At 76.4% G+C, this 16,632-nt stretch carries 12 protein-coding genes; 5 read left to right on the forward strand and 7 right to left on the reverse strand.

Annotation, left to right across the window (positions count from 1 at the left end):
• The first annotated feature begins 131 nt into the window (after positions 1-131).
• Positions 132-1,169 (forward strand): phosphotransferase, encoded by a 1,038-nt coding sequence (locus MLUT_RS19040; RefSeq protein ID WP_012751000.1) that lies wholly within the window; start codon positions 132-134, stop codon positions 1,167-1,169.
• Here the strand turns inward: MLUT_RS19040 and MLUT_RS19045 are convergent.
• The 3 genes from MLUT_RS19045 to MLUT_RS19055 are packed head-to-tail and all read right to left on the reverse strand — an operon-like array spanning position 1,144 to position 8,506.
• Entirely contained in the window at positions 1,144-4,674 is a 3,531-nt protein-coding gene (locus tag MLUT_RS19045) for an ATP-dependent helicase (RefSeq protein ID WP_010080582.1), read from the reverse strand. The genes MLUT_RS19040 and MLUT_RS19045 overlap by 26 nt on opposite strands.
• Positions 4,662-8,099 (reverse strand): ATP-dependent helicase, encoded by a 3,438-nt coding sequence (locus MLUT_RS19050; RefSeq protein ID WP_010080581.1) that lies wholly within the window; start codon positions 8,097-8,099, stop codon positions 4,662-4,664. The genes MLUT_RS19045 and MLUT_RS19050 overlap by 13 nt, the downstream gene beginning before the upstream one ends.
• The gene (locus tag MLUT_RS19055; RefSeq protein WP_010080580.1) at positions 8,096-8,506 is read right to left on the reverse strand and encodes an MGMT family protein; all 411 of its coding nucleotides are present in this window, start codon (positions 8,504-8,506) and stop codon (positions 8,096-8,098) included. Before MLUT_RS19055 ends, MLUT_RS19050 begins: the two co-directional genes overlap by 4 nt.
• Before the next feature lie 44 nt (positions 8,507-8,550).
• Between MLUT_RS19055 and MLUT_RS19060 the strand changes: the two genes are divergently transcribed.
• Positions 8,551-9,237, forward strand: coding sequence for a 3'-5' exonuclease (locus tag MLUT_RS19060; protein WP_010080579.1), 687 nt, complete (start codon positions 8,551-8,553; stop codon positions 9,235-9,237).
• A 28-nt stretch (positions 9,238-9,265) separates the two neighbouring features.
• Here MLUT_RS19060 and hemL read toward each other — a convergent pair whose 3' ends face one another.
• Both hemL and hemB read right to left on the reverse strand, forming a co-directional pair.
• Positions 9,266-10,591: a glutamate-1-semialdehyde 2,1-aminomutase gene (gene hemL / locus MLUT_RS19065; RefSeq protein ID WP_010080578.1), complete on the reverse strand. Its 1,326-nt coding sequence runs from the start codon at positions 10,589-10,591 to the stop codon at positions 9,266-9,268.
• Positions 10,588-11,574, reverse strand: coding sequence for a porphobilinogen synthase (gene hemB / locus MLUT_RS19070; RefSeq protein ID WP_010080577.1), 987 nt, complete (start codon positions 11,572-11,574; stop codon positions 10,588-10,590). Before hemB ends, hemL begins: the two co-directional genes overlap by 4 nt.
• A gap of 154 nt (positions 11,575-11,728) precedes the next feature.
• On the opposite strand from hemB, the gene brnQ reads away from it, so the two are divergent.
• From brnQ to MLUT_RS19085, 3 genes are all read left to right on the forward strand, one after another.
• Complete coding sequence (gene brnQ, locus MLUT_RS19075; protein ID WP_010080576.1) at positions 11,729-13,123, forward strand: branched-chain amino acid transport system II carrier protein; 1,395 nt, start codon at positions 11,729-11,731, stop codon at positions 13,121-13,123.
• A gap of 10 nt (positions 13,124-13,133) precedes the next feature.
• Entirely contained in the window at positions 13,134-14,249 is a 1,116-nt protein-coding gene (locus MLUT_RS19080; protein ID WP_010080575.1) for an NYN domain-containing protein, read from the forward strand.
• 99 nt (positions 14,250-14,348) lie between these two features.
• Positions 14,349-14,630: a hypothetical protein gene (locus MLUT_RS19085; protein ID WP_010080574.1), complete on the forward strand. Its 282-nt coding sequence runs from the start codon at positions 14,349-14,351 to the stop codon at positions 14,628-14,630.
• A 27-nt stretch (positions 14,631-14,657) separates the two neighbouring features.
• On the opposite strand, the gene MLUT_RS19090 is transcribed toward MLUT_RS19085, so the two are convergent.
• Together MLUT_RS19090 and hemC are read right to left on the reverse strand one after the other, a co-directional pair.
• Entirely contained in the window at positions 14,658-15,494 is an 837-nt protein-coding gene (locus tag MLUT_RS19090; RefSeq protein ID WP_012751001.1) for a uroporphyrinogen-III synthase, read from the reverse strand.
• 1 nt (position 15,495) lies between these two features.
• Entirely contained in the window at positions 15,496-16,629 is a 1,134-nt protein-coding gene (hemC, locus tag MLUT_RS19095) for a hydroxymethylbilane synthase (RefSeq protein ID WP_012751002.1), read from the reverse strand.
• Positions 16,630-16,632: the final 3 nt, after the last annotated feature.

Below are 16,632 nucleotides of genomic sequence, written 5' to 3' on the forward strand. Positions count from 1 at the left end.
CTAGCGACCCGTCTCCGGTGCGCCCGGCGACGGGGGAGGGCGTTCCGCGCCTAGGCTGGAGGGGTGGATCGTCAGCCCCTTGTCTCGCAGCCCTGGCCGCCGCGGCCGTCCCCGGCCTCGCCCCCGTCTCCGTGGAGGCGAGCCCGGACGACCCCGCGGACTTCTCGACCGCCGTCGTCGTGGACGGTGAGGGCCAGCGGTGGCGTGTCCGCTCGCCCCGCACCCCGGAGGCGGGCATCCGTCTCGAGACGGAGCTGCAGGTGCTGGCGGGCCTGACCCCGGCGGTGCGCGCCGGCCTGCCGTTCCGCACGCCCTCCGTGGCGGGCGCGGTGCGGCTCGAGGGGCTGCGCACCTTCGTCTACCAGGACATGCCCGGGCGTCCCGTCACCCTGGACGAGCTGGCCCGGCTCGGCGAGCCCGCGGTGCAGGACGTGGGCCGCGTGCTGGCCGCGATCCACACGCTGCCCTCGGACGTCGTGGACCACGCGGACCTGCCCTCCTACACGGCGGAGCAGATCCGGCAGCGTCACCTCCACGCCCTCGACCAGGCGGCCACCTCCGGCCGCGTGCCGCCCCTGCTGCTGCGCCGCTGGGAGGAGGCCATGGAGGAGGAGGCCCTGTGGCGGTTCACCCCGGTGCCGGTGCACGGTGACCTGCACGAGGACAACCTGCTCCTCGAGCGCGGCCGCGTGGTGGGCGTGACGGGCTGGACGGACCTGCACGTGGGCGACCCGGCCGACGACGTCGCCTGGCTGGCCGCCGCCACGGACCCGGACCTGGCCGACCGCGTCCTCGACGCCTACGCGGCCCGGCGCGCCGACGCGGGGGCCGCCGACGACGGCGACGCGCACGTGATGCGCCGGGCGGCGCTGCTCGCCGAGTTCGCCCTCGCCCAGTGGCTCACGCGGGGCCTGGACCGGCACGACGAGGCAATGGTCGCCGAGGCGGAGGCCATGCTGGCCGAGCTCGAGGGCGACGTGCGCGCCGCGCAGGAGGCGGCCGCGCGCCAGGCGGAGGCCGACGCGGCCGCCGACGCCGCCGAGGACGCCCGGGATGCGGCGGAGGACGCCCGGGAGGCCGCGGCCGCAAGGACTGCGGACCCGGAGACGGGGCCGCTGCCCGCCGTCGAGGTGGTGCGGCCGATCAACGGCGGGCCGGGGCGTCCGTGATGTGACGCTCGAGCTCCTCCTCCCCCGGCAGGTCCGGGAAGGAGCGCTCCTGCCCGTGGGCCACGTACACGAAGCTGGCCCCGATCCGTTCCAGCGGGATCCCGTGCAGCCGTGACCAGGCGAGCCGGTAGACGGCCAGCTGCAGCGACTTGAGCTCGAGGTCGCGGCCCCGCGGCACGGCGCCGGTCTTCCAGTCGACGAGCTCCCAGTCGGCCTCGGGGTCGAAGGGCAGGCGGGGGTCGCCGCCGGAGCGGTAGATCGCGTCGACCCGGCCGCGCAGTGTGATCCCGCCGACCGTCGTCTCGACCGGGGCCTCGACGAAGGCCGGGGTGCGCTCCGCCCAGCGCGAGGAGCGGAACCACTCCTGCATCGGGCCGAGGTCGAGGGCCTCGTCGACCCACAGGTCCGCGGCGTCCTCGGCCGAGTCGATGTCCAGCATGCCGGTGGCCCCGAAGCGCTCCTCGAGCCACGCGTGGAACGCCGTGCCGCGCCGCGCTGCGTGGGCGGGCGGCCGGGGCAGGGGCCGGCGCAGCTGCTCGGCCACGGCCTGCGGGTCGGCGGCGAGCTCGCCGTAGAGGGACACGGAGACGTGCTCGGGCAGGGCGGTCTCCCCGCCCGTCCCGGCGACGTCCCGGCGGCGCAGCAGCACCCAGTCCACCTGGCGGGCCAGCTCCGGGTCGTCCGCGAGCGCCGCCGGGTCCGCGGCGTGCACGGCCGCGGCGGCCGCCTCCACGGCCTCCCGGCGGGCCCGGGAGCGGCGCGGCAGCGGCTGCCAGCGTTCCTCGTCCTCGGGGTCCTCCGGGTCGGCGACGAAGGCCTCCGGGCCGTCGAGCGGGTCGAAGGGCCAGCGGGCGACCAGCGTCCGGCCCGCGGCGGGGTTGGCCTCGGGCAGGTCGTCCTCGGCCGGGGCGGGGCCGAGCGCGACGCCGGGCACCTGCCCCGCCAGGCCGGCCACCTCCTCGAGGAAGGCCGAGGCCGGCAGGGGCTCCTTGTTGACGCCCTTGAACAGGGAGGTGCTCAGCCACAGGGCGGATCGCGCGCGCGTGTACGCCACGTAGGCCAGGCGCCGCTCCTCGCGCTCGGCGTGCGCGGCCACGGCCACGGCATAGGGGTCCGGGTTGCCCTCCTGGGCTGCCTTGGAGCTGTACTTGGTGCCGGCGGACTGGACCCAGTCCCGCTGGTCCTGGGCCCACGAGCCGTCCCACTGCGGCAGCGACGCGCGGTCCCCGCGCAGGGGCCACGGCAGCGCGCCGGCCCCGGGGCTGGTCCAGCGGTCCGCCCGGGTGGAGGGGAACGTGCCCTCCTGCAGGCCGGGGACCGCGACGACGTCCCACTCGAGCCCCTTCGAGGCGTGCGCGGTGAGCACCTGGACCAGGCCGGGAGTGGGTTCGGCGTTCTCGACGCCGAGGCCGTCCTCGTGCTCGAGGACGGACTCCGTCCAGGCCAGGAACGCCGTCAGGTCCGTCGCGGTGGTGCCGGCGCCGAAGTCGCGGGCCGCGTCCTGGAACGCGTTCAAGTGCCGCCGGGCCGCGGCCGCGGAGACGCCGGGCCGCAGGGCCACCTCGACGTCCAGCCCCGTCTCACGGATCACCTCCGCGATGAGGTCGGCCGGGTCCTCCCCGGTGCGCGTGAAGAGCCGGCGCAGCTCGGCGTTGACGGCCCTCAGTCGGGCCAGGCCCTCGGGTGAGAAGCCGCGGCCGCGGGAGCCGACCCAGTCCGTCCCCTCCCCGGGCAGGGAGTCGAGGGCCTCCAGCAGGGCGGCGGCGTCGGCGTCCTCCTCGGGGCTCACGTCCCGGACCGGGGCCACGTCCGGGGCGTCCCCGGCGGGGTCCTCCCGCCCACCGGCGGCCCGTCCGGCCCGCAGCCGCGAGACGAACCGGGCGCGTTCCTGGAGCACCTCGAGGTCGGCCACACCGATGCGCCAGCGCGGGCCGGTGAGCAGGCGGACGAGCTGGTCGCTGCGCGTGGGGTCGGCCAGCACGTGGAGGACGGCGAGCACCTCGGCGACCTCCGGCAGCGCCAGCAGCCCGGAGAGCCCGAGCACCTCGTAGGGCAGGCCGGCGGCGTCGAGCGCGTCCAGCACGGGGCCGAACTGGGCGCGGGTGCGACACAGGACGGCGCGGCTCGGGGTGGTCCCCCCGGGCCCGGCCCCGGTGAGGGCACCGAGGCGGGCGACGACGTCGGCGGCCTCCTCCTCCGCGGTGACGAACCGGTCCACCCGGACGACGCCCTCCCCCGCGCCCGGCCGGGGCCGCAGGGTGCACACCTCCACCGGCGCGCCGCCCGTCGCGGCGGCGTGGGCGTTCAGCGGTGCGGCGACGGCGTTGGCGACCGCCAGGATCGACTCCTCGTTGCGCCACGCGATCGTCAGGTGCGAGACGTCCGCGTTCACGCGCCGCGGGGCGCCGCCGGGGCCGGTCTCCAGCCGGGGGAAGGCGTGCGGGAAGGCGAAGAGCTGTCCGGCGGAGGCGCCGCGGAAGCCGTAGATCGACTGGTGGGGGTCGCCCACCGCGGTGACGCAGTGCCCCAGCCCGGGCGCGTCGTCCTCGGGGCCGCGCGGGCCGAACAGCCCGGCGAAGATCCGCATCTGGGCGTGGGAGGTGTCCTGGAACTCGTCCAGCAGCACCACGGGGAACCGTGCGCGCTCCTGCTCGCCGGCCGCCGGCACCTCGACGGCGATGCGCGCCGCGTGGCGCAGCAGGTCGCCGAAGTCCATGACGTCCTGCTCGCGCTTGACCTCGTCGTAGCGGGCCACGAGGTCCGCCATGAGGGCGCGGTCCGCCAGGCCGGTCAGGAACTCCTGGATCTCCTTCGAGGGGGTCTTGGCGCGCGGGGGCAGCGGCAGGGCGCTCCCCTGCTCGGCCAGCCGGGCGAGGAACCCGCGCACCTCGTCCGCGGTCACCAGGTGCTCGGCCATGTCCCCGGCCAGCCGCAACGCCTGCGTGATGAGCCGGGACGGGGCCACGCCGAGGGTGTCCGCGACCACCGGATGCGAACGCACGACGGCGCCCATGAGCCGGTGGGCGTCCGCGCCTCCGAGCAGCCGCGCCTCCGGTTCCACGCCGATCCGCAGGCCGTGGTCCCGCACGAGCGCGCCCGCGTAGGAGTGGTACGTGGACACCGAGGCGCGGCCCAGGTCCTCGGGCTCCCCGTCGAAGCCGGGGATCTCGAGGCCGGAGCGCAGCAGGGCGTCCACGCGCCCGTTGATCCGCTCGGCGAGCTCACCGGCCGCCTTCCGGGTGAACGTGACGCCGAGGACCTCGTCCGGGCGCACGAGCCCGTTGGCCACGAGCCAGACCACGCGGTCGGCCATGGTGGCGGTCTTGCCGGAGCCGGCGCCGGCCAGCACCAGGCGCGGAGTGAGCGGGGCGGTGACCACCTCGGCCTGCTCCTCCGTGGGCGGGGGCAGCCGCAGCCGCGCCGCGATGTCCTCCGGCGAGTGGACCGCGTCCTCGACGCGCGGACGATCGGTCTGGGTGGCGGGATCGCCGGTCAGCGGGGCCATTCGGTGACCTGCCTTCCTTCGGAGCAGAGCGGACAGACGGAGGGCAGCGCGCACCGGCGGGCGCCGGCCTCGTGGAGGGCGAGGAAGCGCGGCCCCGTGGTGCGGCGGGCCGCGGTGAACACCTGCTCGAGCGCCCAGGTGTCCTCGTCCTCGAGGGCCGGCTGGTCCTGCACCTTGGTCTTCTGGGTGCCGGCGCCGAGCTGGACGAGGGCCGCGCCGCCCGGTGTCGTGGGGTGCTCCAGGCCGGCGAGCGCGGCGCGCAGGGCGGGGTCCGTGGCGGGGTCGTCCCGGACCGGCTCCAGACCGCCGGCGCGGACGGCCACCTGATAGGCGGCCAGCTGGGGCTGGCGCGCCATCTCCGCGCCGGTGGGCGCGCTGCGGCCGGTCTTGAGGTCGGCGATGAAGGGTCGGCCCTGCGCGTCCGCCTCGAGCCGGTCCACGACGCCGGTGATCCGGACGGTGGTCCCGCCCCACGTCAGGTCCGCGAGGAGCCGCACCTCCTGGGCCACGGGCCGACGCCCGGCCGCCCGGGCGATGCTCCAGTAGCCGATGTAGGCGTCCACCAGGCCACGGGCCCGGTCGTGCTCGATCTCCGTGATCCAGCCCTCCGGCAGGCCGAGTTCGGGCAGGCGGCGTTCCAGCTCGGCACGCACGTCCTCGGGCACGCCCTCGGGATGGTGTTCGGCCACCGAGTGCACGAGCGTGCCCACGGACTGGGCGAGGGTCCCGCCCGCGTTCGCGCCGACGTGGTACAGCACCCAGTCCAGCGGATTGCGCAGGGCCGTCTCCACGCGGGAGGGCGAGAGCGCGACGACCTCGCGCTCCGGGTCGACGAGCGCGGCCTCGGTGGACAGCGGCAGCAGGCCCCACCAGCGTCGGGGGTCCGCGACGCCCACGCCGTCCGCGGCGAGGACCGCCAGGCCGGCGGCCGCCGCCCGGGGTGTCGCCCCGTCGGCCGCGTCCGTCTCGTCCCCGGCCTCCAGGACGCGGCGCAGCCGGCCGACGAGCGCGGGCGCCGTGATCGGGTCGGGGACCACGGTGAGCCGCCGGACGCCGGCGGCGTCGCGCGCCTCCGCGGGCAGCCGTTCGGGCGGGTCCACCAGGTCGAGGAAGTCGGAGGGGCCCTCATCCGGTGAGCGCACGGCCGTGGCGACCACCTGGCGCCGTGCCCGGGAGACGGCGGCCGCGAGCATGCGCAGCTCGTCCTGACGGACCTCGCGCAGCCGGGTGCGGTGGTCCGTGGGCCACGGGGCGTCCGCGGGCAGGGTCACGAGGTCCACGAGGTCGGTGGCGCCGAGCAGCTGGCCGCGCAGCCGGGTGTTCGGCCACACGCCCTCCTGCAGGCCCACGACGATCACCGTGTCCCACTCCTGGCCGGCCGCCGCGGCGGGGGTGCGCACGTGCACGGCGTCGCCGGACTCGGCCCGGCGGGCCAGGGTGTCCACGGGCAGGTCCTGGGACTCCATGTAGACGGCGAACGACTCGGGCGAGGCGCCCGGGAACTGGTCCACGAAGCGCTCGGCCACCTTGAACAGGGCGACGACGGCGTCGAGGTCCGCGTCCGCACGGCGGGACTCGCGGCGGTCGTTCGCGTGCTCGGCGGGCCGCAGCGCGAGCGAACGCCACCGCTCGGCCCGACCGGAGGCGGACCACAGCGCCCACAGCACGGTCTCGGGCGAGGCCGAGGGGGCGCGGGCGGCCTCGAGACCGTCCCGGAGCATCCAGTGGACGCGGCGCAGGGCGCGGTGCCGCTCGTGCTCGGGGCCGGCCAGGCTCGGGTCCAGCAGGGCTGCGGCGAGCAGCGCGTCCGAGGTGCGCCGGCCGCCCCGGCCCCGCTCGGCGGCCAGCAGGTCCTGGCGCAGCCGCCGCACGTGCAGCGCGCTGGCCATCCCGTACCGGCCGGTGAGCAGTCCCACGACCTCGTCCGGGTCGAACACGTTCTCGACCCGGGCCTCCGGGTCCTCCGCGAGCGCCCCCGCCGCGTCCAGCAGGGTGAGCAGGGGCGCGACGGCGGGCTCCTCCTTCAGCACGAGCCCGGCGGCGTCCCGCAGCACGGGGACGCCCTCGGCCTCCAGGTGGCGGGCGAGCGCGGCCACACGGGAGCCGGAGCGGGCGACCACGAGGATCCGGTCCAGGGGCACCCCGTCCTCGTGGTGGACCCGCAGCACCCGTTCGAGGACGAGCTGGTCCTCGTGGGCGCGGGTGGGCACGACGTGCGCCCGGACGGCGCCGTCGCCGTCCGCCGGGACGGTCTCGGTGCGGGTCCGTTCGACGCCGGCGGTGCGCTGGCGGACCCGGCGGGCCACGCGCAGGTAGGCGTCCTGGACCTCGGCGCGCATGCGGTGCCCGCGCGTCAGCACCCGGACGCGTCCGTCCGGGGACGCGGGCGGGGCGGCCCCCGGCACGGGGTCGGGGTCGAGGACCCCGGGGTACCGGGCGAGGAGGTCGGGCCGGGCGCCGCGGAAGCCCTCCACGGTGGTGTCCGGCGACGCGGTGAGCAGCACGTCCCGCCCGCGGCCGAGCACGCTGAGCAGGTCGTGCACGGCGGGGGTGGCCTCGTGGAGGTCCTCGACCACGAGCACGGCCAGGCGGTCCCGCTCCTCCGCCACGAACGCCTGCGCCGCGGCGTCGCGCTCCGGGTCCTCGGGATGCCGCTCGGTGAGCACGCGGACGGCGGCGGACAGCAGCCCGGCGGCGTCGAACGCCTCGGCCATGCCCAGGTCGATCCTGTCCCGGTAGTCCTGCAGCAGCACTGCCGCGGCCTCCCACTCGGGGCGCCCGTGGGCGGTGCCAAGCTCCTGCAGGCGGCCCGGCTCGAGGCCGAGCTCGCTCATGCGGTCCACGAGCTCGCGGACCTCGCGGCGGAATCCCCTCGCCTCCACGGCGGGGGCGACGTCGTCCGGCCAGTCCGGCGCGGCGGCGAGGCCGGCGGCGTAGCCCTCGAGCAGCTCGGCGATCACCGTGTCCTGCTCGGCACCGGTGAGCAGCCGGGGGGCGACCTCCAGATGCCTCAGCGGTCCCGTGACGCGGGCGCGGCGCAGCAGGTCGAACGCGTAGGAGGACCAGGTCCGCACGGGAGTGACGGCCCGGGTGCCCCGACCGGCGGCGGCGAGCCGGCGGGTCAGGGCGTCGCGCAGCCGCGCCGCCGCGTCCCGGCTCGGGGCCAGCAGCAGGAGGGACTCGGGGTCCAGCCCCGCCTCGATCCGGCGGGCCGCGTACTCGACCGCCACGGTGGTGCGACCCGTGCCGGGGGCGCCCAGCACGAGCACGGGGCCGTGCCCGGGGGCGAGCGAGGCGATCGCCTCCTGCTCGTCCGTCAGCGTGATCCGGTCCTCGGGCGCGGCGGCCGTGCGCACCAGCCGGGCGGCCCGTTCCGGCGCCGCCGCGTCGTCGTCGACGGGGTCCTCCCCGTGTTCCCTGGTCATGGCCTCATCCTCGCACCGGGCCCGGACACGATACGGTCGGCGATCGCACGGATCGCTCTCGCGGCACCGTCGTCGGGCTCCCAGCGGGCCCGCCGCAGGTCCACGCGCCCGGCCGGGGTGCGGGGCGTGGCCTCCCGCTCGTGCTCGACGGCGGCCCGCGCGGCCAGTTCCGGAGGCAGCGAGCCGTCGGCCCGGACCACCCGCCACCACGGCGTGCCGGGGCTCGACTCGGCCATCGCCCGGCCGGCCTGCCGCGGGCCGCCGGCCCCCAGCAGGCCGGCCAGCCCCCCGTAGCTGACGGCGTGTCCGGGCGGGACCAGACGGGCGAGCGCCTCGAGCCCCTCGCCGAGGGTGAGCGGTCCGTCGTCGCGGTGGCGGGCGCCGGGGAGCACAGGGTGATCGGTCACGACCCCATCCTGTCGTGTCCGCCGGTCCGGGTAGCGTGAGGCGCGTGACTTGGCATGAGAGCATCCGCGCCGGCTTCGACCTCGAGACCACCGGACGTGATCCGCGCACCGCGCTGATCGTGACCGCCACCCTGGTGATGGTGGACGAGCACGGCCGCGCCGCGTCGTCGGCCGAGTGGCTCGTGGACCCGGGCGTGCCCATCCCGGCCGAGGCGGCCGAGGTCCACGGCGTCACCACGGAGCGGGCCCAGGCGGAGGGCATGCCCGCCGCGCAGGGCGTCACGGAGATCACCGAGACCCTGCGGGACCTGTTCGCCGCGGGCATCCCCGTGGTGGCGTTCAACGGCGTGTACGACTTCACGGTGATGGACCGGGAGGCGCGCCGCCACGGGCTGACGCCGCTCGAGGCCCGCCCGGTGATCGACCCGTTCGTCCTGGACAAGCAGGTGGACCGGTTCCGCAAGGGCAAGCGCACGCTCTCGGCGGTGTCCGAGCACTACGGAGTGACCCTGGAGAACGCGCACACCTCCGCGGCGGACGCCCTCGCCGCCGTCCAGGTGGCCGACGCCCTGGCCGCCCAGTACGAGCAGCTGCGCATGGCGCCGGCGGAGCTGCACGAGCGGCAGGTCCGCTGGAAGGCCGAGCAGGCGGAGAGCTTCGAGCAGTACCTGCGGCGCAAGGACCCGCAGGCCACCGTCTCGCGCCACTGGCCGGTCGAGGCCGAGCGCTGAGCGCCCGGCCCCGACCCGCGCTCGGGTCTCAGGCCTGGGGCGTCGCCGCCGCGGCCGCCTTCACCGCGGCCGGCAGCGCGTCGAGCACCCGGGTGACCGCCGCGTCGTCGTGGGCGGCGGAGACGAACCAGGCCTCGAACACGGACGGCGGCAGGTACACGCCGGAGGCCAGCATCGACTGGAAGAACGGGGCGTAGCGGAAGACCTCCTGGCCCTGGGCGTCCCGGTAGTCCCGCACGCCGGTGCCGGAGGTGCCGAACGCCAGGGAGAACAGGGTGCCGGCCCGCTGGATCGAGTGGTCCACGCCCTCGGCGTCGAGCGCGGCCACGAGGCCCTCGCGCACCGCGTCCGAGGCGCGCGTCACGGCCGCGTAGACGGCCTCGTCGGCGCGGGAGAGCGTGGCGTGGCCGGCGGCCATGGCCACCGGATTCCCGGAGAGGGTGCCGGCCTGGTACACGGGGCCGAGCGGGGCCAGGTGGTCCATGATCTCGGCGGAGCCGCCGAGGGCGGCCGCGGGCATGCCGCCGCCGATCACCTTGCCGAAGCACCAGATGTCCGGGGTCCAGCCCTCGGGCTGTCCGGACAGGCCCCAGCCGCCCGTGGCGGTGGCGCGGAAGCCGGTGAGCACCTCGTCCCAGATCAGCAGCGCGCCGTGGCGGCGGGTGATCTCGCGCAGGAACGCGTTGAAGCCCTCGGCGGGCTCCACGACGCCCATGTTGCAGGGCACGGCCTCCGTGATGAGCGCGGCGATGCGCTCGCCGTGCTCGGCGAACACGGCCTCGACGGCGGCGCGGTCGTTGTAGTCCACCACGAGGGTCTCGGAGGCGGCGGCCTCGGTGACGCCCGCGGAGCCGGGCAGGGCAGCGGTCGCCACGCCCGAGCCGGCCGCGGCCAGCAGGCCGTCCGAGTGGCCGTGGTAGCAGCCGGCGAACTTCACGATCAGGTTGCGGCCGGTCACGCCGCGGGCCAGGCGCAGGGCCGTCATGGTGGCCTCGGTGCCGGTGGACACGAAGCGCACGCGCTCGACCGGGACCTTGGAGGCGATCAGCTCGGCCAGCGCGGTCTCCTCCAGCGTGGAGGTGCCGAAGCCGAGGCCGCGGTCCACGGCGGCGTGGACGGCCTCGACGACATCGGGGTGCTGGTGGCCCAGCAGCATGGGGCCCCACGAGCAGACCAGGTCCACGTATTCGTTGCCCTCGACGTCCGTCAGGTACGGGCCGCGTGCACCTGCCATGAACCGGGGCGTGCCGCCGACCGAGCCGAACGCGCGCACGGGCGAGTCGACACCGCCGGGGATGACGGCCTGTGCCGCGGCGAAGGCGGCGGCGTTGGTGGTCGGGTGGGACGCGGTCACAGGGACCCCTCCTTCATCCAGCGGCCGAGCTCGGCCGCCCAGTAGGTGAGCACGGAGCCGGCGCCGGCGCGCCGGATGGAGAGCACGGACTCGACGATCGAGGCCCGGCGGTCGATCCAGCCGTGCGCGGCGGCGGCCTCGATCATCGCGTACTCGCCCGAGATCTGGTACGCGGAGACGGGCACGTCCGCCATGTCCGCCACGTCACGCACGATGTCCAGGTAGCTCATCGCGGGCTTGACCATCACCATGTCCGCGCCCTCCTCGAGGTCGAGGGCGACCTCGAGCAGGGCCTCGCTCCGGTTGGCGGCGTCCATCTGGTAGGTCTTGCGGTCGCCCGTGAGCTGGGAGTCGACGGCGTCGCGGAACGGCCCGTAGAACGCCGAGGAGTACTTCGCGGCGTAGGCGAGGATCGCGGTCTCGTGATGGCCGGCGCCCTCGAGGGCCTCCCGGATCACGCGGACCTGGCCGTCCATCATCCCGGAGGGGCCGAGCACGTCCGCACCGGCCTCGGCCTGCGCGACGCCCATCCGGGCGTAGATCTCCAGCGTCGCGTCGTTGTCCACGGCGCCCTCGGCGGTGAGCACGCCGCAGTGGCCGTGGTCGGTGAACTCGTCCAGGCACAGGTCGGACATCACGACGAGCCCATCCCCCACCTCCGCCTTCACGTCCCGGATGGCCCGGTTCAGGACGCCGTCCGGGTCCAGGGCGGCGCTGCCGACGGCGTCGCGCGTGGCCGGCACGCCGAACAGCATGATGCCGCCCAGGCCCAGTTCGGCGGCCTCGGCCGCGGCGGCCTTGAGCGAGTCCGCGGTGTGCTGCACGACGCCCGGCATCGAGGCGATCGGCACGGGCTCGGCGGCGCCCTCCTTGATGAAGGCCGGCAGGATCAGCTCGGCGGGGTGCAGGCGCGTCTCGGCGACGAGGCGGCGCATCGCGGCGGACCGGCGCAGACGCCGGGGACGGTGCAACGGGAAGGACATGACGGGGTCACACGCTCCTGGTTCGGGGACCCGTCCAGTCTAGGCGCGGAGGCTGACCGCTCCCCGGGCGTGGCTCCGCCACCCCACGGGCCGCGCCACGAGCCCGCGCGCCGGGTACAGTCGTGGCGCCCCGTCCGCCGTCGAGAGGCCCGTGATGCCCCCGCGCCTGCGCCCCGGCCAGACCCTGCTGCTGGCCTCGCTCGTGTTCGGCCTGTTCTTCGGCGCCGGCAACCTGATCTTCCCCGCCGGCCTGGGCCGGGACGCGGGCGCCGCGGTCACGCCGGCCACGCTCGGCTTCCTCGTCACGGCGGTGGGGCTGCCGGTCCTGGGCATCGTCGCCTCGGCGGTGACGGGGGCGCGCTCGGTCCGTGAGATGACGGCGCCCGTCTCCCGGCGCTTCGCCGTGGCGTTCACGTGCCTGCTGTACCTGACGATCGGCCCCCTCTTCGCCATCCCCCGCACCGCCACGGTGTCCTATGAGATCGGTGTCGCGCCCCTGGCGGGCGACGGCGGCCTGCGGCTGCTCGGCTTCACGGCGGCGTTCTTCGCGGTCGCCGCGGTCGCGGCGTTCCGTCCGGGCCGGCTCATGGAGTGGGTGGGGCGGTACCTGACCCCGGCGTTCCTGGTCCTGCTCGGCGCCCTGGTGGCGGCCGCCGTCGTCGCCCCGATGAGCACGGGCGCCCTGCCCTCGCCCGCCCCCGCCTACGCCGACGGGGCGTTCGTGCGGGGCCTGCTGGACGGCTACACCACGATGGACGCGCTCGCCTCGCTCGCCTTCGCGGTCGTGATCGTCGACGCCGCCCGGCGCCTGGGCGTGACGGGTCCGCGCCGCATGGCGGTGGAGCTGGGCAAGGCGGGGCTGCTCGGCGGCGCGGCGATGGCGGTGGTCTACGCCTCGCTGGCGTACATCGGCGCCACGAGCCACGGCGCGTTCGCGCAGGCCGCGAACGGGGGTGACGTCCTCGCCCGCACCGCGAGCCACTTCTTCGGCACGGCGGGCGCGTACCTCATCGCGGCCATCGTCTTCGTCGCGTGCCTGAAGACCTGCATCGGACTGATCGTGGCGTGCGCCGAGATGTTCGCGGAGATGTTCCCCGGGTCCTACCGGCTGTGGGCGGGCCTCTTCCTCGTGGTGTCCTTCGCGCTCGCCAACCTGGGCCTGGAGGCGATCATCGCCTGGTCCGTCCCGGTGCTGAGGTTCCTCTACCCGATCGCCGTCGTCGTCATCCTGCTCGGTCTCGCCTGGGCCTGGGTGCGGGACCGCCCGGCGGTGACCCGCTGGGTGGTCGCCTGCACGGGGCTCGCCGCCTTCTTCGACCTGCTGGGCGCCCTGCCGGAGGCGCTCGCGACGACGCCGCCCGTCACCGCCCTGACGGGCCTGGCCGGCAGGGTGCTGCCCGGCTACGCGGTCGGCTTCGGCTGGGTGGTCCCGGCGCTCGTCGGGCTGGCCGTCGGCACGGTGGCCGCCGCCTCGCGGCCCCGCCCGCGCCGGGGCGAGCGGGAGGCGATCCCGGTCACCGCCGGCCACGGGCGCACCGCCGCCGACTAGGGTGGGACACATGCCCGAACCCACCCCCGCATCCCTGCGCATCGCCGTCCTGATGGACAGCGACAACGTCTCCCCGAAGTTCGCCCCCCTGATCCTCGAGGAGCTCGCCACCTACGGCACCCCCACGATCAAGCGCGCGTACGGCGACTGGACCACGACCAACCTCAACGGCTGGAAGAAGGCGCTGAACCACCACGCGATCCAGCCGGTCCAGCAGTTCGCCTACACCGTGGGCAAGAACTCCTCGGACTCCGCGCTCATCATTGACGCGATGGACCTGCTCTGGATGGGCAACGTGGACGCGTTCGCCCTCGTCTCCTCCGACTCCGACTTCACGCGCCTGGCCACCCGCCTGCGCGAGGGCGGCAAGCGTGTGATCGGCCTGGGCGCCCGCAAGACCCCCGCCTCGCTGCGCAACGCCGTGGACCAGTTCATCTACCTCGAGCTGCTCGGCACCGCCACGGACCAGGACGTCGACGACGACGAGACCGGCGAGGACGCCCCCGCCAAGGAGGAGAACGCCAAGGCGTCCGAGGGCTCCGGCCGCTCGGGGTCCCGCCGCGGCGGTCGAGGCCGCGGTCGCGGGCCCAAGACCACCGACACCCCCGAGGCCACGGACGCAGACGCCGAGGCCCCCGCCGCCGAGGAGGCGCCTGCCGCCGACGAGGCGCCCGCCGGGGACGCCGCCGCCGGCAAGGACGGGAAGGGTCCGCAGGCGAAGTCCGGAGCCGGCCGTCGGGGCCGCCGTGCGTCGTCGTCGGACGTCACCGAGGACCCGACCCCGCCCGAGGTGCCGGTCGAAGCCGAGCCCGAGCAGGACGAGGCCGAGCCCGAGCAGGACGAGGCCGAGCCCGAGCACGACGAGGCCGACGCCGCCCCGCGCATCGACCTGCAGGCCGCGCTCACCAAGGCCGTCAACGCCACGAGCACCGACGACGGCTGGGCCACGCTGTCCCTGATCGGCCAGCACCTGAGCCGCACCCACGTGGACTTCGACCCGCGCGACTTCGGGCACTCCAAGCTCTCCACCCTCGTGGAGGACCAGCCGTACCTGCGCACCCGCACCGAGGGCCGGACCATGGAGGTCTCGCTGGTCCGGCGCCGCAGCCGCCGCGCCGAGGGCTGAGCGGCACGGCCCGTCGTCCCCCGCGGCCGGCGGGCCGGTCCACCGGCCGTTCGCCCGCCGGCCACCTGTCCACCACGCGCGCCCGGTAGGCTCCCCGCCATGGGGAACACTCTGGGCTTCCTGCGCGGCGTCGACCGCCTGCACGCCTTCTACACGGAGAACGTGCGCATGCTCGCGCACGCGTACGACCTGACGGACGAGGAGGCCTCGGAGCTGCTCGCCAACACGGGCTTCACCAACGTCTCGGTCGCCATCCTGCGCGACCCGCGGGTGGACATCATGGCCGCCGCCACCGGCGTGCCTCAGGACGAGAAGCACGACGCCGGCCCGGCGCCGACGGAGGACGACGCGACCGACCCGGACGGCGACCGCCCCGACTGAGCCTCGCCTCGAGTGCGGACGGGCGGCTCAGGCCGCAGCGCGCAGCACGGCCAGCACTCCGGCCGCGTCCGGCGTGGGGGCCGTCCCGAGCAGGGGCAGACCCCGCCGCGCGCACGTGTCACGGGTCGGCGCGCCGATCGCCACGAGCCGCACCCGCTCCCCCGCCAACGGTGCCAGACCCGCGGCCACGAACTCCTCCACCGCGGACGAGCTGGTGAGCACCACGGCGGTCCCCGCCGCGACCGCGGACAGCCGCGCGGGCGTCACGACGTCCCCCCGGCCTTCGTCCGCCCCGTCGAGCAGCCGCCTGCCGGCCTGCGCCGGATACGGCACCGTCCGGTAGGCGAGTCCGGTCCGCACGTCCCAGCCCGCCGCGCGCAGGCCGTGGGCGAGGCGGGGCCGGGCCCGGTCGGACTGGGGCAGCCACGCACGGGCGCCGCGGGGATGCAGGGCGGCGAGTCCGGCGATCAGGCCCTCGGCGGAGCGGTCCTCCGGCGGCAGCCACGGCGCCGCGTCGCAGCCCGCCTCGGTCAGCACCCGTGCCGTTCCTGGCCCGGTGGCCGCGATCCGCGCGCCCGCCGGGACATGACCGTCCCAGCCGACGGCCCTGAGGGCCCGTACGGTGTTGGCGCTCGTCAGCACGAGCCAGCGAGACCCGTCCGAGCGCACCGGCCCGGCCGCATCACCGTCGGCCCCCGCCCAGTCCGCGAGCAGCGCGCGCAGCGGGCCGTCGTCGTCGGGCAGCGCGAAGTCGGTCAGCGGCAGGAAGCCGACCCGCAGCCGCCGCCCCGCCACCTCGGCGCCGGCGAGACCGGCCTCGAGGTCGCCGGCCTGGGCCGGCTGGCGGGTGAGCAGGACGCGCATCTCAGGCCGGGTCGTCGGGGCGCGGGGCGCCGTCGCCCCGGTCCACCCCGCGCACCGTGCCGGGCAGCAGGTCGGCGCCCTCGGCCACGAACTGCTCGGCCACGTGCACGCCGAGTGCCTCCGCGGCCACGAACAGGGTGTCCTCGAGCCACTCGTCGGCGGCCGCCGGGTCGCCGACCACGTCGGCCGGCACCGGGTCGAGCTGCACGGACGAGGTCCGGCGCAGCACGCGCGAGCCGTCGAGGGCGGCCACCATCGCGGTCATCTCGATGCGCGGCGCGCCGGCCTCGCCGTCGCCCACGCGGGCCACGGCCCCGATCGGCGCGGCGCAGCCGGCCTCGAGGCGGCGCAGCAGGGCCCGCTCGGCGGTGACCGCCACGTGGGTGTCCCGATCGTCGACCAGCTCGAGGGCGGCGTGCAGCCTCCCGACCGGCGCCTCGGGGTCCAGGAGCGCCCGACCGAGGAAGGACTCGTCCTCGGCCCGGATCTCCATGGCCAGGGCGCCCTGCCCGGGGGCGGGCACCATGACCTCCGGGTCGATCCGCTCGGTGATCACGTGGTCCAGGCCGAGCCGGTCGAGCCCGGCACAGGCCAGGATCACGGCGTCGAGGTCACCGCGGGGCGAACCCACGGCGGCCGGGGCGTGGTCGTCGTGCTGCTCCAGCCCGGGCACGCGGGCCAGGCGGGTCTGCACGTTGCCGCGGATGTCCACCAGCTCCAGATCCGGGCGCAGCGCCTTGAGCTGGGCCACGCGGCGCGGAGAGCCCGTGCCCACCCGGGCGCCCTCGGGCAGGGTCGCCAGGGTGAGGCCGTCGCGGGCGCACAGGGCGTCCCGCAGGTCGGCCCGGGCCGGCACCGCGGCGATCTCGAGGGTCTCCGGCTGGGCGGCCGGCAGGTCCTTGAGCGAGTGCACGGCCGCGTCCACGACGCCGTCGAGCACGGCGGCCCGCAGCGCCGAGGCGAACACGCCGGTGCCGCCCAGCGAGGCCAGCGAGCCGGTGGTGACGTCGCCCTCGGTGCGGATCACCACCAGCTCGTGGGCCAGGCCGGATCGCGCCGTGAGCGCCTCGGCCACGTGGCTGGTCTGCGTGGTCGCCAGGGCGGAGCCCCGGGTGCCGATGCGCAGGGGGCTCACGGT

Source organism: Micrococcus luteus NCTC 2665, from assembly GCF_000023205.1.
GTDB classification, from domain to species: domain Bacteria; phylum Actinomycetota; class Actinomycetes; order Actinomycetales; family Micrococcaceae; genus Micrococcus; species Micrococcus luteus.